Origin of the sequence: Burkholderia sp. HI2714 (assembly GCF_002223085.1) — a bacterium.
Taxonomy (GTDB): Bacteria; Pseudomonadota; Gammaproteobacteria; order Burkholderiales; family Burkholderiaceae; genus Burkholderia; species Burkholderia lata_D.
This window is the reverse complement of record NZ_NKFM01000027.1, coordinates 105,733-127,408: the sequence shown is the minus strand read 5'-3', so window position 1 is coordinate 127,408 and position 21,676 is coordinate 105,733. Positions and strand designations below refer to the sequence as shown.

General features: G+C 67.6%; 19 protein-coding genes. 9 read left to right on the top strand and 10 right to left on the bottom strand.

All coding sequences use genetic code 11. The features are described 5' to 3' along the window. Positions 1 to 14: 14 nt before the first annotated feature. On the top strand, positions 15 to 1,214 hold the full coding sequence (locus CFB82_RS15240; RefSeq protein WP_039360089.1) for an acetyl-CoA C-acyltransferase: 1,200 nt from the start codon (positions 15 to 17) through the stop codon (positions 1,212 to 1,214). A gap of 92 nt (positions 1,215 to 1,306) precedes the next feature. Beyond that, positions 1,307 to 2,074, top strand: a complete 768-nt coding sequence (locus tag CFB82_RS15235) for an enoyl-CoA hydratase (RefSeq protein WP_089446378.1) — start codon at positions 1,307 to 1,309, stop codon at positions 2,072 to 2,074. Positions 2,075 to 2,133: 59 nt separating this feature from the next. Here CFB82_RS15235 and fdhD read toward each other — a convergent pair whose 3' ends face one another. Continuing rightward, positions 2,134 to 2,976 (bottom strand): formate dehydrogenase accessory sulfurtransferase FdhD, encoded by an 843-nt coding sequence (gene fdhD, locus CFB82_RS15230; protein ID WP_373452960.1) that lies wholly within the window; start codon positions 2,974 to 2,976, stop codon positions 2,134 to 2,136. 115 nt (positions 2,977 to 3,091) lie between these two features. On the opposite strand from fdhD, the gene CFB82_RS15225 reads away from it, so the two are divergent. Next, complete coding sequence (locus CFB82_RS15225; RefSeq protein WP_089446377.1) at positions 3,092 to 3,574, top strand: nitrate reductase associated protein; 483 nt, start codon at positions 3,092 to 3,094, stop codon at positions 3,572 to 3,574. 45 nt (positions 3,575 to 3,619) lie between these two features. On the opposite strand, the gene CFB82_RS15220 is transcribed toward CFB82_RS15225, so the two are convergent. Next, positions 3,620 to 4,015: an acyl-CoA thioesterase gene (locus CFB82_RS15220; RefSeq protein ID WP_041492954.1), complete on the bottom strand. Its 396-nt coding sequence runs from the start codon at positions 4,013 to 4,015 to the stop codon at positions 3,620 to 3,622. 175 nt (positions 4,016 to 4,190) lie between these two features. Here CFB82_RS15220 and CFB82_RS15210 point away from each other — a divergent pair, with 175 nt between their 5' ends. Beyond that, positions 4,191 to 6,062, top strand: a complete 1,872-nt coding sequence (locus CFB82_RS15210) for an ABCB family ABC transporter ATP-binding protein/permease (protein WP_089484557.1) — start codon at positions 4,191 to 4,193, stop codon at positions 6,060 to 6,062. Positions 6,063 to 6,453: 391 nt separating this feature from the next. Here CFB82_RS15210 and murU read toward each other — a convergent pair whose 3' ends face one another. Both murU and CFB82_RS15200 read right to left on the bottom strand, forming a co-directional pair. Next, positions 6,454 to 7,173, bottom strand: coding sequence for an N-acetylmuramate alpha-1-phosphate uridylyltransferase MurU (gene murU, locus CFB82_RS15205; RefSeq protein ID WP_089484556.1), 720 nt, complete (start codon positions 7,171 to 7,173; stop codon positions 6,454 to 6,456). Between the two features lie 31 nt (positions 7,174 to 7,204). Then, on the bottom strand, positions 7,205 to 8,254 hold the full coding sequence (locus CFB82_RS15200; RefSeq protein WP_089484555.1) for an aminoglycoside phosphotransferase family protein: 1,050 nt from the start codon (positions 8,252 to 8,254) through the stop codon (positions 7,205 to 7,207). A gap of 216 nt (positions 8,255 to 8,470) precedes the next feature. Between CFB82_RS15200 and CFB82_RS15195 the strand changes: the two genes are divergently transcribed. From CFB82_RS15195 to rsmA, 4 genes are read left to right on the top strand one after another with little or no spacing between them, the layout of a single operon-like run. Continuing rightward, positions 8,471 to 10,831, top strand: coding sequence for an LPS-assembly protein LptD (locus CFB82_RS15195; protein ID WP_089484554.1), 2,361 nt, complete (start codon positions 8,471 to 8,473; stop codon positions 10,829 to 10,831). Positions 10,832 to 10,882: 51 nt separating this feature from the next. Further along, positions 10,883 to 12,241, top strand: a complete 1,359-nt coding sequence (locus CFB82_RS15190; RefSeq protein WP_069248817.1) for a peptidylprolyl isomerase — start codon at positions 10,883 to 10,885, stop codon at positions 12,239 to 12,241. A gap of 11 nt (positions 12,242 to 12,252) precedes the next feature. Continuing rightward, complete coding sequence (gene pdxA / locus CFB82_RS15185; protein ID WP_089484553.1) at positions 12,253 to 13,242, top strand: 4-hydroxythreonine-4-phosphate dehydrogenase PdxA; 990 nt, start codon at positions 12,253 to 12,255, stop codon at positions 13,240 to 13,242. Positions 13,243 to 13,292: 50 nt separating this feature from the next. Next, a complete protein-coding gene (gene rsmA / locus CFB82_RS15180) occupies positions 13,293 to 14,120 on the top strand; it encodes a 16S rRNA (adenine(1518)-N(6)/adenine(1519)-N(6))-dimethyltransferase RsmA (protein ID WP_047852199.1) in 828 nt (275 codons plus the stop codon). 95 nt (positions 14,121 to 14,215) lie between these two features. Here the strand turns inward: rsmA and CFB82_RS15175 are convergent, their stop codons facing one another. Next, positions 14,216 to 15,151 (bottom strand): DMT family transporter, encoded by a 936-nt coding sequence (locus CFB82_RS15175; protein WP_069249362.1) that lies wholly within the window; start codon positions 15,149 to 15,151, stop codon positions 14,216 to 14,218. A gap of 423 nt (positions 15,152 to 15,574) precedes the next feature. Here CFB82_RS15175 and gloA point away from each other — a divergent pair, with 423 nt between their 5' ends. Continuing rightward, on the top strand, positions 15,575 to 15,964 hold the full coding sequence (gloA, locus tag CFB82_RS15170; RefSeq protein WP_069248815.1) for a lactoylglutathione lyase: 390 nt from the start codon (positions 15,575 to 15,577) through the stop codon (positions 15,962 to 15,964). 108 nt (positions 15,965 to 16,072) lie between these two features. Here gloA and CFB82_RS15165 read toward each other — a convergent pair whose 3' ends face one another. Genes CFB82_RS15165 through glyQ form a run of 5 tightly spaced genes read right to left on the bottom strand, consistent with a single transcriptional unit; the run spans position 16,073 to position 21,515 of the window. Beyond that, on the bottom strand, positions 16,073 to 16,960 hold the full coding sequence (locus tag CFB82_RS15165; RefSeq protein WP_069248814.1) for a M48 family metallopeptidase: 888 nt from the start codon (positions 16,958 to 16,960) through the stop codon (positions 16,073 to 16,075). Positions 16,961 to 17,006: 46 nt separating this feature from the next. Next, positions 17,007 to 17,771 carry a lysophospholipid acyltransferase family protein gene (locus tag CFB82_RS15160; RefSeq protein ID WP_011353136.1) on the bottom strand — a complete coding sequence of 255 codons (765 nt, stop codon included), beginning with the start codon at positions 17,769 to 17,771 and terminating at the stop codon, positions 17,007 to 17,009. Between the two features lie 43 nt (positions 17,772 to 17,814). Beyond that, a complete protein-coding gene (gene gmhB / locus CFB82_RS15155) occupies positions 17,815 to 18,378 on the bottom strand; it encodes a D-glycero-beta-D-manno-heptose 1,7-bisphosphate 7-phosphatase (RefSeq protein WP_089484552.1) in 564 nt (187 codons plus the stop codon). A gap of 10 nt (positions 18,379 to 18,388) precedes the next feature. Continuing rightward, positions 18,389 to 20,488, bottom strand: a complete 2,100-nt coding sequence (gene glyS, locus CFB82_RS15150) for a glycine--tRNA ligase subunit beta (RefSeq protein WP_089484551.1) — start codon at positions 20,486 to 20,488, stop codon at positions 18,389 to 18,391. Between the two features lie 22 nt (positions 20,489 to 20,510). Next, positions 20,511 to 21,515 carry a glycine--tRNA ligase subunit alpha gene (gene glyQ / locus CFB82_RS15145; RefSeq protein ID WP_011885965.1) on the bottom strand — a complete coding sequence of 335 codons (1,005 nt, stop codon included), beginning with the start codon at positions 21,513 to 21,515 and terminating at the stop codon, positions 20,511 to 20,513. Positions 21,516 to 21,676: the final 161 nt, after the last annotated feature.

The following is a 21,676-nucleotide window of genomic DNA, read 5'->3' as shown; positions in this document are numbered from 1 at the left end:
GCAAGGAGTCTCAAATGAGCAAACAATTGCAAGACGCATACATCGTCGCCGCCAGCCGCACGCCGATCGGCAAGGCCCCGCGCGGTGTCTTCAAGAACACGCGCCCGGACGAGCTGCTGGTCCACGCGCTCAAGTCGGCGGTGGCGCAGGTGCCCGGCTTCGACACGAAGCTGATCGAAGACGCGATCATCGGTTGCGCGATTCCGGAAGCCGAGCAGGGCCTGAACGTCGCGCGCATGGGCGCGCTGCTCGCGGGCCTGCCGCAGACGGTCGGCGGCGTGACGGTCAACCGCTTCTGCGCGTCGGGCATCACGGCGCTGGCCATGGCGGCCGACCGCATCCGCGTCGGCGAATCGGACGCGATCTTCGCGGGTGGCTGCGAATCGATGAGCATGGTGCCGATGATGGGCAACAAGCCGTCGATGTCGCCGCACATCTTCGATCGCAACGAAGACTTCGGCATCGCGTACGGGATGGGCCTGACGGCCGAGCGTGTCGCGGAGCAGTGGAAGGTGAGCCGCGAAGACCAGGACGCATTCTCGGTCGAATCGCACCGCAAGGCGCTTGCCGCCCAGCAGGCCGGCGAGTTCAACGACGAGATCGCCGCGTACACGATCACCGAGCGTTTCCCGAACCTCGCGACGGGTGAAGTCGACGTGAAGACGCGCGAGATCAAGCTCGACGAAGGTCCGCGTGCGGATACGTCGATCGAAGGCCTCGCGAAGCTGCGCACGGTGTTCGCGAACAAGGGCTCGGTCACGGCCGGCAACAGCTCGCAGACGTCGGACGGCGCGGGCGCGCTGCTCGTCGTGTCGGAGAAGGTGCTCAAGGAATTCAACCTGACGCCGCTCGCACGCTTCGTGAGCTTCGCGGTGCGTGGCGTGCCGCCGGAAATCATGGGCATCGGTCCGAAGGAAGCGATTCCGGCCGCACTGAAGGCCGCCGGCCTGAAGCAGGACGATCTCGACTGGATCGAGCTGAACGAAGCGTTCGCTGCGCAATCGCTGGCGGTGATGCGCGATCTCGGCCTCGACCCGTCGAAGGTCAACCCGATGGGCGGCGCGATCGCACTCGGCCACCCGCTCGGCGCGACCGGCGCGATCCGCGCGGCGACCGTCGTGCACGGCCTGCGTCGCCGCAACCTGAAGTACGGGATGGTCACGATGTGCGTCGGCACCGGCATGGGTGCGGCGGGCATCATCGAACGCCTGTAAGCGGAGCGCGACGACAAGCTACGACGGTGCGCGGGCCACGAGCTCGCGCACCGTTTTTTCATTCCGATAGAGGAAAGTCAAAGGAGACGGTTGTGGCCGAAATTCAAGTGGAACGCGCCGATGGCGTGATGACGATCACGATCGCGCGCCCGGCGAAGAAGAACGCGCTGACGGCGGCGATGTACCAGACGATGGCCGACGCACTCGCCGAAGCGCAGGAAGACAAGGCGGTTCGCGTGATCCTGCTGCGCGGCGGCGACGGCAACTTCACCGCGGGGAACGATCTCGAGGATTTCCTGAAGTCGCCGCCGAAGGACGACACCGCGCCGGTGTTCCAGTTTCTCGCGCGGATCAGCAGCGCGAGCAAGCCGATCGTGGCCGCGGTGCCGGGCCTGGCGATCGGCGTCGGCGTGACGATGCTGCTGCACTGCGATCTGGTCTACGCGGCCGACACCGCGACGTTCTCGCTGCCGTTCACGCAGCTCGGGCTGTGCCCGGAAGCCGCGTCGAGCGTGCTGCTGCCGCGTCTGGCCGGCCATCAGGTCGCGGCCGAGAAGCTGCTGCTCGGCGAAGCATTCGACGCGCTGGAAGCGCACCGGATCGGCATCGTCAACCGCGTGCTGCCGGCGGCCGAGCTCGACGCGTTCGCGGCGAAGCAGGCGGCAAAGCTCGCGGCGCTGCCGGCCGCGTCATTGCGCGTGACGAAGGCGCTGCTGAAGGATACGGGCGGCGTGGCGACGCAGGCGCGGATGGCCGAGGAAGCGGGCCACTTCGCCGAGATGCTGCGCGCGCCGGAAGCGCGCGAGGCGATGACGGCGTTCTTCGAGAAGCGCAAGCCGGACTTCCGTCAGTTCGACTGACCGACTGACGGAGCAGGGCGCGCCGGCGGCGGACTGCCGGCGCGCTCCCGGGATCGCGATCAGGCCGTGCCGTAGTCGACGTGGCCGGTTTCGCGGCAGAAGCTGACGAGCCGCAAGCCGGCCGCTTTCGCGATCTCGATCGCGAGCGACGACGGCGCGGAGATCGTCGCCACCAGCGGGATGCCGACCCGTGCGGCCTTGCGCACGAGCTCGTAGCTCGCGCGGCTCGACAGGAATACGAAGCCGTCGGTCGCGTCGGCGCGCGACAGCACGAGCGAGCCGATCAGCTTGTCGAGTGCGTTGTGGCGGCCGACATCCTCGAACGCCATCCGGATCGCGCCTGTTGCGTCGCACCACGCGGCCGCATGCAGGCCGCCCGTGAGCCGCGTGAGCGCCTGGTGAACCGGCAGCGCCTGCGCCGCGCGCGTCAGCGCGTCGGGGGCGAGGCGTGCCAGAAAGCCCGTATCGGGCACGCGTTCGGGCGCGAGGTCGAGCAGGTCGATGCTTTCGATTCCGCAGACGCCGCAGCCGGTACGCCCCGCGAGCGCGCGGCGCCGGTCCTTCAGCGCGGCGAACGCCTGCTGGACGACCTCCAGGTGGACTTCCGCATGCGGCAGCGGCGCGTCGGCGTGCAGGATCACCTCGATGTCCTTGATGTCGCTGCCGCGCGCGACGATCCCTTCCGAGATCGCGAAACCGACCGCGAACGCTTCGAGGTCGCACGGCGTACACATCATCACCGCATGCGAGATGCCGTTGAAGACGAGCGCGACGGGCCATTCCTGGCCCACGTAGTCGTGTGCGGTTTCGACGGCGCCGCCGCGCGTGCGACGCACGGACAGTTCGATCGCGCCGCGCGGTTCGTCGCGCAAGTTGCCGGATTCGGTCGGATTCACGAGCACTCCCGTTGATTCAGCGCGCGGCCGGCGGCAATCGTATCCGCCGCCCGCGCGCAGAGGTTCTAAAATACCCCAGGCAAGCCGGCCGCGCCGGTATCCGCCACATCAGGTAACGATCATGGGACTCAGCGACGCTCCACTGCTATTCGCCTTCGAACACGATTCGTCGGAAAACTTCACGTACATCCCGATGATCGTGCGTTTCAATCTCGACCGTTTCGGTCTGCGGATTTCACTGGAGCAGTGGCAGTTGCTGCCGCTCGAGGACCGCAAGCTGCTCGCGCGCTTTCCGGCCGACGAGGACACCGCGATCGAGCCCAACTTCGATCACGCGCTGTTCGAAATGCTGCGCACGCACGCGGACCTGGAACCCTCGTGGTTCCAGCCGGACGAGCAGCCGACCTGGCGCGCCACCGACATCGTGCCGGAGGCGCTCGTGCAGCAGAGCGCGCTGGCTGGGCTGACGGCGCCCGAGCTCGCGCAGTGGCAGCGGCTCGCGCCGTTCCAGCGCTACGTGCTGGTGAAGTTGTCGCGCAAGCCGAAGCTGAATCACGATTTCGTGCCCGCGATGCGGGAGTTCGGGCTGACGGCCACGCACTGAGGTGGCCGAAGGCGGGTGGAAGCGCCGCCGCGCGGCGCTCGTCCGTCAGAGCGGCGGCAGTTGCCGCGGCTTGCGGTCGGTGCCGGTCGCGACGTAGGTGAGCGTCGCTTCGGTAACTTTCACGACTTCGCCCATCAGGCGCATGCGCTGTGCGTACACCTCGACGTCGACCGTGATCGACGTGTTGCCGGTACGCGTGATGGTCGCGTAGAAGCTCAGCAGATCGCCGACGAACACCGGCTGCTTGAACACGAACGAATTGACCGCGACCGTCGCGACGCGACCGTTCGCACGCTGGCTCGCGGGGATCGAGCCGGCGATGTCGACCTGCGACATGATCCAGCCGCCGAACACGTCGCCGTGGACGTTCGCGTCGTGCGGTTGCGGGACGACGCGCAGCGCGGGCTGCTTTTGCGGGAGTTCGAGGGTCGAATCGGTCATGGCGGGGGCTTTCATCCTGTAATAAATAGGCCGCCGCGCGCAGGCCGGCCGGCGAGGGCGCCGGCAGCGGCGCGAAGCGGCTTCTGCGACAATACAACGTTCGCAAATTGTACGAGAAAGTGAGCGAGCCGGCCGCCGCTGCACGCGTCCGGCACTGCCGCCGATCCTTCCCCCCATGCGCCGATTTCCTGCTTCCGGCGAGCCCGCGCCGGCTTCGACCGGGCCCCGCAACGACTGGCAGACCATCCGGTCGCTGCTGCCGTACCTGACCACCTACAAATGGCGCGTCGCGCTCGCGCTCGGCTGCCTGATCGGCGCGAAGGTCGCGAACCTCGGCGTGCCGGTCGTGATGAAGCGCATCGTCGACCACCTGTCCTACGTCCAGCAGATCACCGCGATCGGCCGCGCCGAACAGTCGGCCGGTATCGTGCTCGCGGGCGGCGTGGGGCTGCTGGTCGTCGCGTATGCGCTCGTGCGGCTGTCCACGTCGCTGTTTACCGAGCTGCGCGAGATCCTGTTCTCGAAGGTCACCGAGAGCGCGGTGCGCCAGCTCGCGCTGCAGGTGTTCCGTCACCTGCACGGGCTGTCGCTGCGGTTTCACCTCGAGCGCCAGACCGGCGGCATGTCGCGCGACATCGAGCGCGGCACGCGCGGCATCCAGCAGCTGATTTCATATTCGCTGTACAGCATCCTGCCGACGCTCGTCGAGGTCGGGCTCGTGCTCGGGTTCTTCGTGGTCAAGTACGAGGCCTATTACGCGTACGTGACGTTCGCGGCGCTGGTCACGTACATCGTGTTCACGGTGAAGGTCACCAACTGGCGCACGCATTTCCGCCGCACGATGAACGAACTCGATTCGCGCGCGAATTCGCGGGCGATCGATTCGCTGATCAACTACGAGACGGTGAAGTATTTCGGCAACGAGGAGTGGGAAGCGCAGCGCTACGACGAGAACCTGAAGCGCTACCGGAAAGCCGCGATCCGTTCGCAGAACTCGCTGTCGGTGCTGAACTTCGGCCAGCAGGCGATCATCGGCACGGGGCTCGTGTTCATCCTGTGGCGCGCGACGCAGGGCGTGCTCGCGGGCAAGCTGACGCTCGGCGATCTGGTCCTGATCAACACGTTCATGCTGCAGCTGTACATTCCGCTGAATTTTCTCGGCGTCGTCTATCGCGAGCTGAAGCAGAGCCTCACCGACATGGATCGCATGTTCGGGCTGCTGTCGGCCGCGAAGGAAGTGGCCGATTTGCCCGATGCGCGGCCGCTTGCGGTCGCCGGCGCACAGGTGCGCTTCGAGCACGTGAATTTCGCGTACGAGCCGGCGCGGCAGATCCTGCACGACGTGTCGTTCACGATCGACGCGGGCACGACGACCGCGGTGGTCGGCCACAGCGGCTCAGGGAAGTCGACGCTGTCGCGGCTGCTGTTCCGCTTCTACGATCTCGACCGGCAGACGGGCGGCGCGATCCGGATCGACGGCCAGGACATCCGCGACGTCACGCAGGATTCGCTGCGCGCGTCGATCGGGATCGTGCCGCAGGACACCGTGCTGTTCAACGACTCGATCTACTACAACATCGCGTACGGCCGGCCGACCGCGACCCGCGACGAGGTGATCGCAGCCGCGCGCGCCGCGCACATCCACGATTTCATCGAAAGTTTGCCGAAGGGGTATGACACGCCGGTCGGCGAGCGCGGGCTGAAGCTGTCGGGCGGCGAGAAACAGCGCGTCGCGATCGCGCGCACGCTGTTGAAGAACCCGCCGGTGCTGCTGTTCGATGAAGCGACGTCGGCGCTCGATTCGCGCTCGGAGCGCGCGATCCAGCACGAACTCGACCAGATCGCGCGGCATCGCACGACGCTCGTGATCGCGCACCGGCTGTCGACGGTCGTTCATGCGCAGCAGATCCTCGTGATGGACCACGGGCGGATCGTCGAGCGCGGCACGCACGACGAACTCGTGCGCGCCGACGGGCTGTATGCGCAGATGTGGGCGCTGCAGCAGCAGCGCGCGGCGGCGGGCGGGGAAGAGGCGGAAGCCGCTTGAGCGGCGGTGCTGCGCGCGGGGGGCGTAGCGGAAGGGGGCTCGCTCGATGGGCGGAGTCGGGCCGGCATGACGGTCCGGCTGGCGCTGGACCTGTTGATCGGTCAAGCCAAACCGGCCAGTTTGCCGGTTAGCCAACCAGCCAGTCAGCCAGTCAGCCAGTCAGCCAGTCAGCCAGTCAGCCAGTCAGCCAGCCAGTCAGCCAGCCAGTCAGCCAGCCAGCCAGCCAGCCAGCCAGCCAGCCAGCCAGCCAGCCAGCTAGCCAGCTAGCCAGCCAGCCAGCCAGCCAGCTAAACAGCCGGCCAACTGACCAGCCGCTCAACCAACCAGCGGATCGATCAACCAGCGGATCGATCAACCAGCGGATCAATCAGCCCGACGACCCGTCAGCCGGTCACTCCGCGGCGCGCAGCCGCGCATCCAGCTCGCCGAGTTGCGCGGGCGTGCCGACGTTCTCCCAGATACCTTCGTACAGTTCGCCGCTCGCGCGGCCGGCCTCGATCGCCGCGCGATAGTACGGCGTCAGCGCACGCCGTGTGCCGGGCGCGAGATCGCGGAACATCCGCGTGTCGTACAGGCCGATGTTGCCGAACGTGAAGCGCGCGGCGCCGTCGAGCGCAAGGCGGCCGTCGTCGCCGAGCGAGAAGTCGCCGGTCGGGTGGAACGGCGGGTTCGGCACCATCACGAGGTGCATCGCCGGCGCGTCGAGCGCGGCCATCCGGGCGGCGCGCGGCGCGAGCGATCGGTAATCGAACGCGCAGTAGACGTCGCCGCTGACCGCCGCGAACACGGCCGGCTGCCCGTCGCGCTCGAGCAACGGCAACGCCTGCGCAATGCCGCCGGCCGTTTCCAGCGCTTCGCCCTCGGCCGAATACACGAGGCGCACGCCCCAGCGCGAACCGTCGCCGAGCGCAGCCTCGATCTGCTCGCCGAGCCACGCGTGGTTGATCACGATCGTCTCGATGCCCGCACGCGCGAGCGCTTCGATCTGCCACACGATCAGCGGCTTGCCGCCCGCTTCGAGCAGCGGCTTCGGGCGGGTGTCGGTGAGCGGGCGCATCCGTTCGCCGCGCCCGGCGGCGAAGATCATCGCCGTGGTCAGGGTGTTGCTCATGTTCGGCCGGGTGTCAGGAGAGTCGGAACGATCAGAACGTATAGCCTACGTCGGCCGGCGCGTTGCCCTCGAGCTCGTCGAGCAGCTTCGCGAACGGCACGAGCGGGCGATAGCGCAGCGCGACCTTGCGCGCATACGCGATGAAGCGCGGCAGGTCGTTCAGGTAGTGCGGCTTGCCGTCACGGTAATTGATACGCGCGAACAGGCCGAGCACCTTGATGTGGCGCTGCAGCCCCATCCATTCGAGCTGGCGGTAGAACTCGCCGAAGTCGGGGTCGACCGGCAGGCCGGCCTTTTTCGCCTTTTCCCAGTAGTACGCGAAGCAGTCGAGCTCGAATTCCTCGTCCCAGCTGATGAAGGCGTCGCGCAGCAGCGACACGACGTCGTACGTCAGCGGCCCGTAGACGGCGTCCTGGAAGTCGAGGATGCCCGGGTTCGGTTCGCACACCATCAGGTTGCGCGGCATGAAGTCGCGCAGCATGAAACCCTGTGGCTGCGCGTGCGCGCTGGCGACCAGCAGCGCGAAGGTGCGGTCGAGCGTGCCGCGCATCGCGTCGGTGACCGGCTTGCCGAGGTGGCGGCCGACGAACCATTCGGGCATCAGCTCCATCTCGCGGCGCAGGAATGCTTCGTCGAACGGCGGCAGCACGTCAGGCTTCGACGTGAGCTGGAAGCGGATCAGCGCGTCGAGCGCCGCGCGCATCAGCGGTTTTGCGGCGGCCGGGTCGGCCGGATCGAGCACCGAGATGTACGACGTGCGGCCGAGATCGGTCACGAGCATGAAGCCCGCGTCGAAATCGTGGGCCAGCACGTCCGGCACGTGGTCGCCGGCCGCGGCGAGCAGGTGCGCGACCTGGACGAACTCGCGGCACTTTTCGGGCGGCGGCGCGTCGACGGCGATCAGCGTGCCGCCGGCGTTCGTGGCCGACGCGACACGGAAATAGCGGCGGAAACTGGCGTCCGACGAGGCGGGCGCGAGGGTCGACAGGTCGAGCGCATGGCGTTCGGCGAACGGGTGCAGCCACGCGGTGAGCGCTTCGAGGCGGGCGTCGGGCTGGGATGCGGCGGATGGGGGCGTCATGAAACTCGGAGGAGGGGGGAACGTCTTGCCATATAATACCCCACGACTTTTTTGACGCGCCCCGCGTCAGCTTTCCGCCGTGCAGGCCCGCCTGCCTGTCGCGCGGTCGCCTCCCCGGTTTGCGCTCAGCCGCAGTCGCGGTGCGACGGTGCGGCCCGCCGCGCGCGAATGTGCCGCGACGGCGCGGTTGACAAGGGGCGATTCGCCAAACGATAGATGCCGCCCAAACCGCTATTCCCGAATGTTTTCCCCGGTGACGGGGCGCCGCGCAAACGGCGGCTCGCGCTCGCACTCCTGGCCGTGCCCGGCCTCGTGCCGGCCGTGTCGTACGCGCAGCTGTCGGGCGCGGCCGCGCAGCCGCAGCCGCTCGACTCGCCGTGGGATCTGCGTCTCGCGCCCCAGCTCGAGGATCATCCGCTGAAGGACGGCGCGAAGCCGGCCGCCTTCGTGATCGCCGACCACACGAGCGGCACGGCCGAGCAGGATCTCGCCGCGAAGGGTTCGGCCGAGCTGCGGCGCGGTGACGCCGTCGTGAAGGCCGACGCGATCCACTACGATCAGGATACCGACATGGCCGATGCGTACGGCCAGGTCAAGGTGATCAATGGCGGCACGTCGTTCGCCGGCCCCGAGGCGCACCTGAAGATCGAGGCGAACCAGGGCTTCATGACCGCGCCGAAGTACCACTTCAACGTGACGGGCGGGTCGGGCAGCGCGGAACGCGTCGACATGGTCGACAACGAGCGCTCGGTGTTCGTCAACGGCACCTACACCGCGTGCCAGTGTTCGACGAACCCCGCGTGGTACATCAAGGGCAGCCGCTTCGACTTCGATACCGGCGCCGACGAAGGCACCGCGCGCAACGGCGTGCTGTTCTTCCAGGGCGTGCCGATCTTCGCGAGCCCGTGGATGACGTTCCCGCTGTCGGGCGAGCGGCGCAGCGGCCTGCTGCCGCCGACGTTCGCGATGAACTCGAGCAACGGGTTCGAACTGTCGCTGCCGTACTACTTCAACATCGCGCCGAACCGCGACCTGACGCTCACGCCGCGCATCATCTCGCGGCGCGGCGTGATGACCGAGGCGACGTTCCGCTACCTGTCGCCGTCGTATTCGGGCACGTTTACGGCCAATTACCTGCCGGATGACCGGCTCGCGCACCGCAACCGTTACGCGATCTACTGGCAGCACCAGCAGAACTTCGGCGGCGGCTTCGGCGGCTATGTCTACTACAACAAGGTCTCGGACAATACGTATCCCGAAGACCTCGGGTCGGCGAACCAGTTCATCAACGGGACGCAGACGCTGTACCAGCAGGAAGCAGGCGTCACGTACAACAACGGCCCGTGGTCGGTGCTCGCGCGCTACCAGCACTGGCAGACGTTGCCGCCGTCGATCGCGCCGTACAGCCGCGAGCCGCAGTTGAACGTGAAGTACACGAAGTACAACGTCGGCGGTTTCGACTTCGGCGCGGAAGCCGACTATTCGCGGTTCCGCATCACGACGGCCGATGCGACCCAGGGTGACCGGATCGTCTTCAACCCGTACATCGCGTACGGCGTATACGGCCCCGGCTACTTCGTGGTGCCGAAGGTCCAGTACCACTTCGCGTCGTACGACCTGAACTACCTGTCGTCGAGCACGCCGAACAATCCGAAGCGCTTCACCGAGTCGATCCCGACCGTGAGCTTCGATTCGGGCCTGATCTTCGACCGCTCGGTACGCCTGTTCGGCCAGGACTTCATCCAGACCCTCGAGCCGCGCCTGTACTACGTGTACACGCCGTATCGCGACCAGTCGAACGCGCCGCTGTTCGACACCGCGGAGTCGGACTTCGGCCTCGCGGAGATCTACCAGCCGAACACGTTCGTCGGCAACGACCGGATCGCCGACGCGAACCGGATCACGGCCGGCCTCACGTCGCGCTTCATCGACCCGCGCACCGGCGACGAGCGCGCGCGTTTCGTGATCGCGCAGCAGTACTACTTCGCCGATCAGCGCGTCACGCTGACTCCCGGGCAGAGCGCCGTGCTGGCGCGCCACTCGGACCTGATCGTCGGCGCCGCGCTGAAGCTCGGCTCGGGCTTCATGTCGGAGACGGCGTTCCAGTACAACCAGAACAACAACCAGCTCGTGAAGTCGAGCGTCGGTTTCGGCTACAGCCCGGGCGAGCGCCGCGTGATCAACGTCGGCTACCGCTACACGCGATCGAACACCACGCTCGACAACCAGCCGATCAACCAGTTCCTGGTGTCCGCGCAATGGCCGCTCACGCGCCGCCTGTATGCGATCGGCCGCTTCAACTACGACCTCGCCGGTGATCGCGTGGTCGACGGTCTGGTCGGCTTACAATACGACGCGGACTGCTGGGCGCTCGGGGTCGGGGTGCAACGGGCGGCGAACGGCATCAATTCGTCGGGACAGCAGAACTCGTCGACGCGAGTCATGATGCAGCTGACGCTCAAGGGCCTGTCGACCGTCGACAACGGCCTCGTGTCCGCATTCCGCGCCGGGGTGCCGGGCTACACGCCGCTGCCGCCGCCGCCGCCGCCGATGTCCCGCTTCAGCAACTACGAGTAACGCCGGCTTGTCTGCACCGGTCAGCACGATTTCAATGGAGTTCCAGTGGCAATGAAGAAAACCCTTCGTTTCGCGGCAGTCGTGTCCAGCCTCGCTGCGGCCTCCGCGCTGCTCGCCGCCGCGCCGGTCGCGGCGCAGGCGCTCGGTTCGCAAGGTGCGCAGCTCGCCGACGAAGTCGTCGCGGTCGTCAACAACGACGTGATCACGGGCCGCGAACTCGACCAGCGTGCCGGCCTGATCGCGCGCCGGCTGCAGCAGCAGAACGCACCCGTGCCGCCGACCGACCAGCTGCGCGCGCAGGTGCTGAACCAGATGGTGCTCGAGCGTATCCAGGTGCAGAAGGCCAAGGACGACGGGATCCGCATCGACGACGCGACCGTGCAGGCCACGCTGCAGCGTCTCGCGCAGGCGAACGGCATGACGCTCGAGCAGTACCGTGCGCGCCTCGAGGCGCAAGGCGTGCCCTGGAGCATCTTCACGAGCGACGCGCGTACCGAACTGATGCTGTCGAAGCTGCGCGAGCGCGAGGTCGACGGCAAGATCACCGTGTCGGACGCCGAGGTCGCGAACTACATCGCGAGCCAGCGCGGGCCGAATGCGTCGCAACAGCAGGACCTGCGCTTCCAGCACATCTTCATCAAGGCGCCGACCAACGCGCCGCAGGCCGACATCGAAGCCGCGCAGAAGAAGGCTGACGCGCTGCTGCAGCAGGCGAAGTCGGGCGCCGATTTCGAGAAGCTCGCGAAGAACAATTCGGAAGCGAACGACGCGAAGAAGGGCGGCGACCTCGGCTTCAAGGCACCGAGCGCGCTGCCGGCCGACGTCGTCGACGCCGCATCGAAGCTGCGCCCGGGCCAGGTCAACCCGACGCTGATCCGCGTGCCGGACGGCTTCGAGATCGTGCGTCTCGTCGATCGCCGCCAGAGCCAGGGCGCGACCGCCGCCGCACCGAAGATCGTCCAGACGCACGTGCGCCACATCCTGCTGCGCGTGGGCGAAGGCAAGTCGGAAGGCCAGGCGCGCCAGCAGTTGCAGGACATCCGCAAGCAGGTCGAGGCCGGCGGCGATTTCGAGAAGTTCGCACGCACCTACTCGCAGGACGGTTCGGCATCGCAGGGCGGCGATCTCGGCTGGATCAGCCCGGGCGAGACCGTGCCGGAATTCGAGCGCGCGATGAACAACCTGCAGGCCGGCCAGATCAGCCAGCCGATTCGTACCGAATACGGCTATCACCTGATCCAGGTGGTCGAGCGCCGCGAGGCGGAAGGTTCGGTGCAGCAGCAGATGGATATCGCGCGTCAGGCGATCGGCCAGCGCAAGGCCGAGCAGGCGTATGCCGACTGGCTGCGCGAGCTGCGCGATTCGTCGTACGTGCAGTACAAGATCGGCGGCGTCGGCCCGGCGAACTGAGCGAGCTTCAGATGACCACGCCCGCGCTGCAGATCGCGATCACGACTGGCGAACCCGCGGGGGTCGGCCCGGAGCTGACCGTGCAGGCGCTGCGTGATGCCGCGCAGCGCTGGCCCGACGCGCATTTCACCGTGCTCGGCGATGCGGCGCTGCTCGACGCGCGTGCGGCGGCCGTCGGCGCCGACCGGGCCACACTGACTGGCAGCGGGCCGGTGTCGGTCGCGCATCACGCGCTCGCCGTGCCCGTGCAGGCGGGCAAGCTGGACGCCGCGAACGGCCCGTACGTGCTCGGGTTGCTCGACGCGGCGATCGACGGTGCGCTGGCGGGCCGGTACGATGCGATCGTCACCGCGCCGCTGCAGAAGAGCACCATCAACGATGCGGGCGTGCCGTTCACCGGCCATACCGAATACCTGGCGGAGCGCACGCATACGCCGCGGGTCGTGATGATGCTGGCCGGTACCGGACACAAGCCGCTGCGTGTCGCGCTCGCGACCACGCACCTGCCGCTGAAGGACGTGTCGGCCGCACTCACGATCGACGGGCTCGTCGAGACACTCGCGATCATCGATCGCGACCTGCGGCGCGACTTCGGTCTCGCCGCACCGCGCATCCTCGTGACGGGCCTGAACCCGCACGCGGGCGAGAACGGTTATCTCGGCCGCGAGGAGATCGACGTGATCTCGCCGGCGCTGGCCCGCGCGAACGCGCAGGGCATCGACGCGCGCGGCCCGTATCCGGCCGACACGCTGTTCCAGCCGCGCCATCTCGCGGACGCCGATTGCGTGCTCGCGATGTTCCATGACCAGGGTCTGCCCGTGCTGAAGTATGCGACGTTCGGCGAGGGCATCAATGTGACGCTCGGGCTGCCGATCATCCGGACGTCGGTCGATCACGGCACGGCACTCGATCTGGCCGGCACCGGCCGCGCGGATCCGGGCAGCATGATCGCCGCGCTCGACACGGCCGTCACGATGGCGCGCCATCGCCGCACGGCCTGACGCGGGCCCGGCTTCACCTCTTTCGTCGTATTTTTCGTTTTACTCAGTCGATGTCGAACAGCAGACAGCACCAAGGCCATTTCGCGCGCAAGCGCTTCGGGCAGAACTTCCTCGTCGATCACGGCGTGATCGACTCGATCGTCTCGACGATCGGCCCCGCGCGCGGCCAGCGCATGGTCGAGATCGGCCCCGGGCTCGGCGCGCTGACCGAGCCGCTGATCGAGCGCCTCGCGACACCCGAGTCGCCGCTGCATGCGGTCGAGCTCGACCGTGACCTGATCGGGCGCCTGCAGCAACGCTTCGGCGCGCTGCTCGAGCTGCACGCGGGCGACGCGCTCGCGTTCGACTTCCGGTCGCTCGCGGCGCCCGGCGACAAGCCGTCGCTGCGGATCGTCGGCAACCTGCCGTACAACATTTCCAGCCCGCTGCTGTTTCACCTGATGACGTTCGCCGATGCGGTCATCGACCAGCATTTCATGCTGCAGAACGAAGTCGTCGAGCGGATGGTCGCGGAGCCCGGCACGAAGGCGTTTTCGCGTCTGTCGGTGATGCTGCAGTACCGCTACGTGATGGAGAAGATGCTCGACGTGCCGCCGGAATCGTTCCAGCCGCCGCCGAAGGTCGATTCGGCGATCGTCCGGATGATTCCGTACGAACCGCATGAACTGCCGGACGTCGATCCCGTGCTGCTCGGCGAAATCGTCACCGCCGCGTTCTCGCAACGCCGCAAGATGCTGCGCAATACGCTCGGCGACTATCGCGAGACGATCGATTTCGACGCGCTCGGCTTCGATCTCGCACGCCGTGCGGAGGATGTGAGCGTGGCTGAGTACGTCGGCGTCGCGCAGGCGCTCGCGGCGGTGCGCAAGGCCGGTTGAGGCCGGTCACGCGAGCCGGACCGGATGGGAAGAAGAGGCTGCCCTGCGAGGCAGCCTTTTTTATTGCGTGGGCCCGCGCGTGTTGCGCCGGGTCGTCACGCCCGCCGGCGCGGTGGCGCGTTGACGAGCGCGATGCCGGTCAGCACGAGCGCGGCCGCGGACATGAAGCGCCAGCCGACCGATTCGCCGAGCAGCAGCACGCCGAACGCGACGCCGAACAGCGGCGACAGGAACGTGAAGACCGACAGCCGTGACGCGCTGTAGCGTGTCAGCAGCCAGAACCACGACAGGTAGCTGACGAACGCGACGATCACCGACTGGTACGCGAGGCTTGCCACCGCGACCGGCGTGACGTGCGCGAACGACACCTGGCCGAACAGTGCGGCAAGCGCGACCAGCACGACCGCCGATACCGCGAGCTGGTAGAACAACGTCTTGCTCGCGCTCGCCCGGGCGAGTGCAGTCGAGCGCACGACGACCGTCGTCGCGGCCCACATCGCGCCGCCGAGGATGCCGAGCGCGTCGCCGGCGAGCCCGGCCAGTACCGATGCGCCGGGTGCGCGCGGTTTCAGGAAGCCGTCCGCGAATGCGAGCGCGATGCCGGCGAATGCCAGGCCGACGCCGGCCCACTGCGTGCGCTGCAGTCGTTCGCCCGGTGCAAACAGATGCAGGCCGAGCGCGGTGAAGCAGGGCGCCGTGTACAGGAAGATCGCCATGTGCGACGCACTCGTCAGCGTCAGCCCGAAGAACACGCAGATGAATTCGCCGGCGAACAGCGCCCCGGCCGCGAGGCCCGCGCCGAACGTGCCGTCCGCCTGGAACAGCGGCGTACCGCGCGAGCGGGCCCAGCCCCACAGCAGCACCGCCGCGATCACCGAGCGCAGCCCGGCCTGGAACATCGGTGCAATCGCGGCGTTCGTGCTCTTGATCGCGACTTGCTGGAAGCCCCAGATCGCGCATAGCAGCAGCATCAGGCCGACGGCGCGCGTGTCGAGCGCGCGGCGCATTGGGACGGCGGCGAGCGTGGTCATCGGCGAGCCTCGCCGGTTCGGCGCGGCGGCTGCAAGGTCGGGAGGGCGGCGCATCCGGCGCGCTCGAATCGGCGGTTTCGCACGGCAGTGTGGCTGTCTCGGGGAAGGAGTGGTCGCGTTCGGGCAGTGGGTCGCATGCCCGTTTTTGGTGCGAGGTGGAAGGATGTTACCCGATCGGCGCAGTAGCCGGGCGAGCCGGATCGTGCCGTTTTACGCCGTTGTGCTCGCGTCGGTTGGCGACGATGGACCATATCGGCCGCGTTCGGGCGAGGCGCCTCCTGCTGGTCGCTCCTGGATGGCCGCGGCCAGGCGCCCCCGGCTGGGCGCCCCCGGCTAGGCGCCCCCGGCCAGGCGCCCCCGGCGAAATTCACCCGACTCTGGTAGAGTTCCCGGTTCTGGAAAGTCCCCACAGGAGTACAACACATGCGATTGCTGCATACGATGCTGCGAGTCGGCGATCTCGACCGCTCGATCAAGTTCTACACCGAATTGCTCGGCATGAAGGTGCTGCGCCGCGACGACTATCCGGAAGGCAAGTTCACGCTCGCATTCGTCGGCTACGGCGATGAAAGCGACAACACGGTGATCGAGCTGACCCATAACTGGGATACGCCGGCCTACGATCTCGGCAACGGCTTCGGCCACCTCGCGCTCGAAGTCGACGATGCGTACAAGGCCTGCGAGCAGATCAAGGCGCAAGGCGGCAAGGTCACGCGCGAAGCGGGCCCGATGAAGCATGGCACGACCGTGATCGCGTTCGTCGAGGATCCGGACGGCTACAAGATCGAGTTCATCCAGAAGAAGGCGCACTGAGCGCCGGATGAACCGGGCTGCGGCGTGCGATGTGCGCCGCGGCAGCAAAAAAGGGCGATGCGGGGTGATCCGCATCGCCCTTTTTCGTTGGCGGCGACGCCGCGCGCATCACAGCGACGGCAGCAACTCGGGCGGGTGATGCTTGAGCGTATGCCGCGCTTCGCGGAACTCGGGAAAGATCGATTCGACGGTCTGCCAGAAGGCCGGGCTGTGGTTCATCTCGCGCAGGTGCGACAGCTCGTGCGCGACGACGTAGTCGATGATCGACATCGGGAAATGGATCAGCCGCCAGTTCAGCCGGATCTTGCCGTCGCTCGAGCAACTGCCCCAGCGCGTCGCGGCCGACGATAGCGCGTACATCGAATACGTGACGCCGAGTTTCTCCGCATAGACGGCGAGGCGTTCACCGAAGATCCGCTTCGCTTCGCCCTGCAGCCAGCCCTGCACGCGATCCTTGATCTGCTGCATGTCGGCCTGCACGGGCAGCGGCAGCGAGAGCCGCAGCGCATCGGTATCGAACGCGACGGCGCCCGCGCCGAGCGCGATCGTCACCGTCTTGCCGAGATAGGGAAGCGCCGCGCCGTCGCGCCAGTCGATCTGGGGCAGCGCGCGCTGTTCGGTGCGCGTCTTCCACTCCGCGAGCTTCGCGAAGATCCAGCGCTGTTTCTCGGAGATCGCGGCTTCGATGTCGGCGAGCGTGACCCAGCGCGGCGCGGTGATCGACAGCCCGCTGCCGTCGATCGTGAAGCCGATCGTGCGGCGCGCGGAGCGCTTCAGGCGGTATTCGAGCACGCGGCTGTCGAGTGCGAACGTGCGCACGCGCGAGCGGTCGGGCGCCGGGCCCGGATCGAGGGGCGCGGCAGGTGCTGCTTCGGGCGGCGCCGGCGGCGTGGCGGGCGCCGACGGTGCGGCGGCCGGCCCGTCGAAGAGCGGCAGGTCCATCTGGCGATGATCGAGGGCCACGACGGCAGGCCGTGGCCGCGGACGCTGTTTCATCAGTTCGCTTCTTTTTGTCGTACGCAACGGCTGCAACCTGGGGGCGTCAGACACGCGCGGCATCGCGCGTGCCCGCATTGCCTGCCTGGCGATACGAATCGGGATCGATCCGGCGCATTTCCGCTTCGATCCATGCTTCGACCTGCGAGTTCAATGCATCGGGCGTCAGCCCCTCGCTGGGGATCGGCTTGCCGATCGACACGGTGACGACGCCGGGGAATTTCGTGAACGAGTTGCGCGGCCACACCCGCCCTGCATTGTGCGCGATCGGCACGACGGGTGCGCCGGTTTCGATCGCGAAGCGCGCGCCGCCCGTCTTGTACTTGCCCTGCTTGCCGACCGGCGTGCGCGTGCCTTCCGGGAACATGATCATCCATGCGCCTTCCGACAGGCGCTTCTTGCCCTGGCGGATCACCGACGTGAACGCGTTCTTGCCTTCCTTGCGGTTGATGTTGACCATGTGCAGCATCCCGAGTGCCCAGCCGAAGAACGGCACGTACAGCAGCTCGCGCTTGAACACGTAGCAAAGCGGCCTCGGCATCAGCGCCGGAAATGCGAGCGTCTCCCACGCGGACTGGTGCTTCGACAGCAGCACCGCCGGGCCGTCGGGCAGGTTCTCGTACCCTTCGATCCGGTAGCGGATGCCGTTCAGCCAGCGCACGACCCACAGTGTCGACTTGCACCAGCCGGCGGCCATCCAGTAGCGCGCGTCGGAGCGCATGAACGGAAAGGCGATGAAGCACGCGGTGGCGTACGGCACCGTGTACAGGATGAAATAGATCAGCAGCAGCAGGGAGCGGACGAAGCGCATCGGCGTAAGTCGGGCGTTAGGGAGGATGCGCGCGGCGGCTGCATCACTCGTGTTCGTGTGAAAGGAAATCGAGCGCGAACGCGCGCAGGTCGTCGTGGACCTTCGTGCCGGGCGGCAGGTTGCCGGCGGCGAGCGTCTTCTTGCCCTTGCCGGTGAGCACGAGGTGCGGCTGGAAGCCGACCGCGATGCCGGCCTGCAGGTCGCGCAGCGAATCGCCGACGACCGGCGTGTGATCGGGATCGATCTCGAAGCGCTCGGCGATCATCTGCATCATGCCGGGTTTCGGCTTGCGGCAGTCGCAGTGATCCTCGGCCGTGTGCGGGCAGAAGAACACCGCGTCGATACGTGCGCCGACCGAGGCCGCCGCGCGATGCATCTTCAGATGCATCTCGTTGAGCGCGGCCATGTCGAACAGCCCGCGACCGATGCCGGACTGGTTGGTCGCGACGACCACGCGATACCCCGCGTGGTTGAGCCGGGCGATCGCCTCGAGGGCGCCGGGCAGCGCGATCCATTCGTCGGGCGTCTTGATGAACGCATCCGAATCGACGTTGATCACGCCGTCCCGGTCGAGGACGACGAGCTTTCGGTTGGGGCTGGTCGGCATCGTGCGGCCCTTATGCAGCGAGCTTCGAGATGTCGGCGACGCAGTTCATCTGCTGGTGCAGCGCGGACAGCAGCGCGAGACGGTTCGCGCGCAGTGCCGGATCTTCCGCGTTGACCATCACGTCGTTGAAGAACGTGTCGACCGGTGCGCGCAGCGCGGCGAGCGCCGACAGCGCGCCCGTGTACGCACCCGCCTCGAGCTGCGACTGCACGTGCGGCGTCACGGCCGCGAGCTGTTCGTGCAGCGCCTTCTCGGCGGCCTCGACGAGCAGCGTCGGCTGCACCGTGCCGTTCGCGCCGCCTTCCGACTTCTTCAGGATGTTCGAGATCCGCTTGTTCGCGGCCGCGAGCGCTTCGGCTTCCGCGAGGCGCGTGAACTCGCGCACCGCGTCGAGGCGCGCGACGAGATCGTCGACGCGCGTCGGGTTCAGGCTCAGCACCGCGTCGATTTCACCGGCCGAATAGCCGCGCTCGCGCAGCAGGCCGCGCAGGCGATCCATGAAGAACGCGAGGATCGCATCGGTCGATTCGGCCACGCCCGGCACGCCTTCGAAGCGTGCATGGGCCGTGCGCAGCAGCGACACGAGATCGAGCGGCAGCTGCTTCTCGAGCAGCAGGCGCAGCACGCCGAGCGCGTGGCGGCGCAGCGCGAACGGATCCTTCTCGCCGGTCGGCGCGAGGCCGATGCCCCAGATGCCGACGATCGTCTCGAGCTTGTCGGCCAGCGCGACGGCGGTCGACACCGGCGTGGTCGGCAGTGCGTCGCCGGAGAAGCGCGGCTGGTAGTGCTCGGCGCAGGCGAGCGCGACGTCGTCGGCTTCGCCGTCGTGGCGCGCGTAGTACGTGCCCATCGTGCCCTGCAGTTCCGGGAACTCGCCGACCATGTCGGTCAGCAGGTCGGCCTTCGCGAGACGCGCGGCGCGCTTCGCGTGCGTGGCGTCGGCGCCGATCGCGGGGGCGATCTCGCCGGCCAGCGCCTCGAGGCGCTCGACGCGTGCGAGCGCCGAACCGAGCTTGTTGTGATACACGACGTTCGCGAGTTGCGGCACGCGGTCGGCGAGCGGCTTCTTCTTGTCCTGCTCGAAGAAGAACTTCGCATCGGCCAGGCGCGGGCGCACGACGCGCTCGTTGCCTTCGATGATCTCGCCCGGCGTCTTCGTCTCGATGTTCGACACGATCAGGAAGCGCGAGCGCAGCTTGCCGGCGACGTCGGTCAGCGCGAAATACTTCTGGTTGGTTTGCATCGTGAGGATCAGGCATTCCTGCGGGACCTGCAGGAATTCGTCCTCGAAGCGGCACGGGTAGACGACCGGCCATTCGACCAGCGACGTCACTTCGTCGAGCAGCGACTCGGGCATCACGACGGTATCGCCATTCGCGTGCTCGTTCAGTTGCGTGCGGATCGTTTCGCGGCGATCGGCGAAGTGCGCGATCACACGGCCCTTGTCGCGCAGCGTGTCGGCGTAGGAGCGCGCATGCTGGATCGCGACGAGGCCGTCGGACAGGAAGCGGTGGCCGAGCGTGGTGTCGCCGGCGTCGACGCCGAATGCGGTGACGGGCACAATGCGATCGTCGTGCAGCACCGTCAGGCGATGCACCGGGCGCACGAACTTCACGTCGGAGCCGTCCGGGCGCTGGTAGGTCATCACCTTCGGGATCGGCAGCTTCTCGAGCGTTTCGTCGAGCGCGGCCTGCAGGCCGTCGGCGAGCGTTGCGCCGGCTGCCGAATAGTTGATGAAGAACGCTTCGGCCTTGCCGTCCTGCGCGCGCTCGAGATCGGCGATCGACAGGTTCGGGTGGCCGAGCGCCGCGAGCTTCTTCGCGAGCGGCGCGGTCGGTTTGCCTTCGGCGTCGAGCGCGACCGACACGGGCAGGACCTTTTCGCGGACCTGCTTTTCAGGGGCGACGGCGCGCACGTTCTGTACGACGACGGCGAGGCGGCGCGGCGTGGCGTAGCGTTCGAACACGAGTTCGCCTTCGATGAGGTCGCGCGCCGCGAGGCGTTGCGCGAGACCTTCGGCGAATGCGTCGCCGAGGCGCGCGAGGACCTTCGGCGGCAGCTCTTCGGTCAGCAGTTCGACGAGCAGGGGGGCGGGATGATTGTGCGTCATGATTGGAATGAATCTCGTCTCGTCAGTCCTGATCGATCTTGCGTTCGACCTTGAGCGGCGGCGCCCACGCCGGCTGTGCGGCGTCCTGGGCGTCGGTGGTGAGGCCCGGCACGCCCGGCGGGTTGCCGAGCATCGGGAAGCCGAGCTTCTCGCGCGAGTCGTAGTAAGCCTGCGCGACGAGACGCGACAGCGCGCGGATGCGGCCGATGTACGCCGCGCGCTCGGTGACCGAGATCGCGCCGCGCGCATCGAGCAGGTTGAACGTGTGACCGGCCTTCAGCACGAGCTCGTACGCGGGCAGCGCGAGCTGCGCGTCGATCATCTTCTTCGCTTCCGCTTCGTAGCTGTTGAAGAACGTGAACAGCAGGTCGACGTTCGCGTGCTCGAAGTTGTAGGTCGATTGCTCGACCTCGTTCTGGTGGTAGACGTCGCCGTACGACAGGCGGCGCAGCTCGGGGCCGTTCGGGCCTTGCTCTTCCCATTCGGTCCACACGAGGTCGTACACGTTCTCGACCTTCTGCAGGTACATCGCGAGGCGCTCGAGGCCGTACGTGATCTCGCCGAGCACCGGCTTGCAGTCGAGGCCGCCGACCTGCTGGAAATACGTGAACTGCGTGACTTCCATCCCGTTCAGCCACACTTCCCAGCCGAGGCCCCACGCGCCGAGCGTCGGGTTTTCCCAGTCGTCCTCGACGAAACGCACGTCGTTCTGCTGCAGGTCGAAGCCGAGCGCCTCGAGCGAGCCGAGGTACAGGTCGAGGATGTTTTCCGGCGCCGGCTTGAGCACGACCTGGTACTGGTAGTAGTGCTGCAGGCGGTTCGGGTTCTCGCCGTAACGGCCGTCCTTCGGGCGGCGCGACGGCTGCACGTACGCGGCGCGCCACGGCTCGGGGCCGACCGCGCGCAGGAACGTGTGGACGTGCGAGGTGCCCGCGCCGACTTCCATGTCGATGGGCTGGAGCAGGGCGCAACCCTGCTTGTCCCAGTAGGACTGCAGCGTCAGGATGATTTGCTGAAACGTAAGCATGAAGAGCCTTCGTGGCGCTGGCGCTCCGTTGCGGGCGGCGCTCCGGGCGGGGCCCGGAGGGTCGGCTCGCGCGGCGGCGCGGCTTGTTAGTGTGCTGAAACGCGTAATTTTACCGGATCGGCGAGCGGATGCGGCCGGAACGCGGGCGGGCACACCGTCGG

Bases quoted from the DNA above. Each gene is read 5' to 3' on its own strand.
- CFB82_RS15220 (WP_041492954.1), bottom strand. From the start codon at position 4,015: ATGACCGATTCGACCCTCGAACTCCCGCAAAAGCAGCCCGCGCTGCGC.
- CFB82_RS15195 (WP_089484554.1), top strand. From the start codon at position 8,471: ATGCCGCCCAAACCGCTATTCCCGAATGTTTTCCCCGGTGACGGGGCG.
- gmhB (WP_089484552.1), bottom strand. From the start codon at position 18,378: ATGCCGACCAGCCCCAACCGAAAGCTCGTCGTCCTCGACCGGGACGGC.
- glyS (WP_089484551.1), bottom strand. From the start codon at position 20,488: ATGACGCACAATCATCCCGCCCCCCTGCTCGTCGAACTGCTGACCGAA.
- CFB82_RS15160 (WP_011353136.1), bottom strand. From the start codon at position 17,771: ATGCGCTTCGTCCGCTCCCTGCTGCTGCTGATCTATTTCATCCTGTAC.
- CFB82_RS15210 (WP_089484557.1), top strand. From the start codon at position 4,191: ATGCGCCGATTTCCTGCTTCCGGCGAGCCCGCGCCGGCTTCGACCGGG.
- CFB82_RS15165 (WP_069248814.1), bottom strand. From the start codon at position 16,960: ATGAAACAGCGTCCGCGGCCACGGCCTGCCGTCGTGGCCCTCGATCAT.
- gloA (WP_069248815.1), top strand. From the start codon at position 15,575: ATGCGATTGCTGCATACGATGCTGCGAGTCGGCGATCTCGACCGCTCG.
- CFB82_RS15190 (WP_069248817.1), top strand. From the start codon at position 10,883: ATGAAGAAAACCCTTCGTTTCGCGGCAGTCGTGTCCAGCCTCGCTGCG.
- pdxA (WP_089484553.1), top strand. From the start codon at position 12,253: ATGACCACGCCCGCGCTGCAGATCGCGATCACGACTGGCGAACCCGCG.
- murU (WP_089484556.1), bottom strand. From the start codon at position 7,173: ATGAGCAACACCCTGACCACGGCGATGATCTTCGCCGCCGGGCGCGGC.
- glyQ (WP_011885965.1), bottom strand. From the start codon at position 21,515: ATGCTTACGTTTCAGCAAATCATCCTGACGCTGCAGTCCTACTGGGAC.
- CFB82_RS15200 (WP_089484555.1), bottom strand. From the start codon at position 8,254: ATGACGCCCCCATCCGCCGCATCCCAGCCCGACGCCCGCCTCGAAGCG.
- CFB82_RS15225 (WP_089446377.1), top strand. From the start codon at position 3,092: ATGGGACTCAGCGACGCTCCACTGCTATTCGCCTTCGAACACGATTCG.
- CFB82_RS15175 (WP_069249362.1), bottom strand. From the start codon at position 15,151: ATGACCACGCTCGCCGCCGTCCCAATGCGCCGCGCGCTCGACACGCGC.
- CFB82_RS15240 (WP_039360089.1), top strand. From the start codon at position 15: ATGAGCAAACAATTGCAAGACGCATACATCGTCGCCGCCAGCCGCACG.
- rsmA (WP_047852199.1), top strand. From the start codon at position 13,293: ATGTCGAACAGCAGACAGCACCAAGGCCATTTCGCGCGCAAGCGCTTC.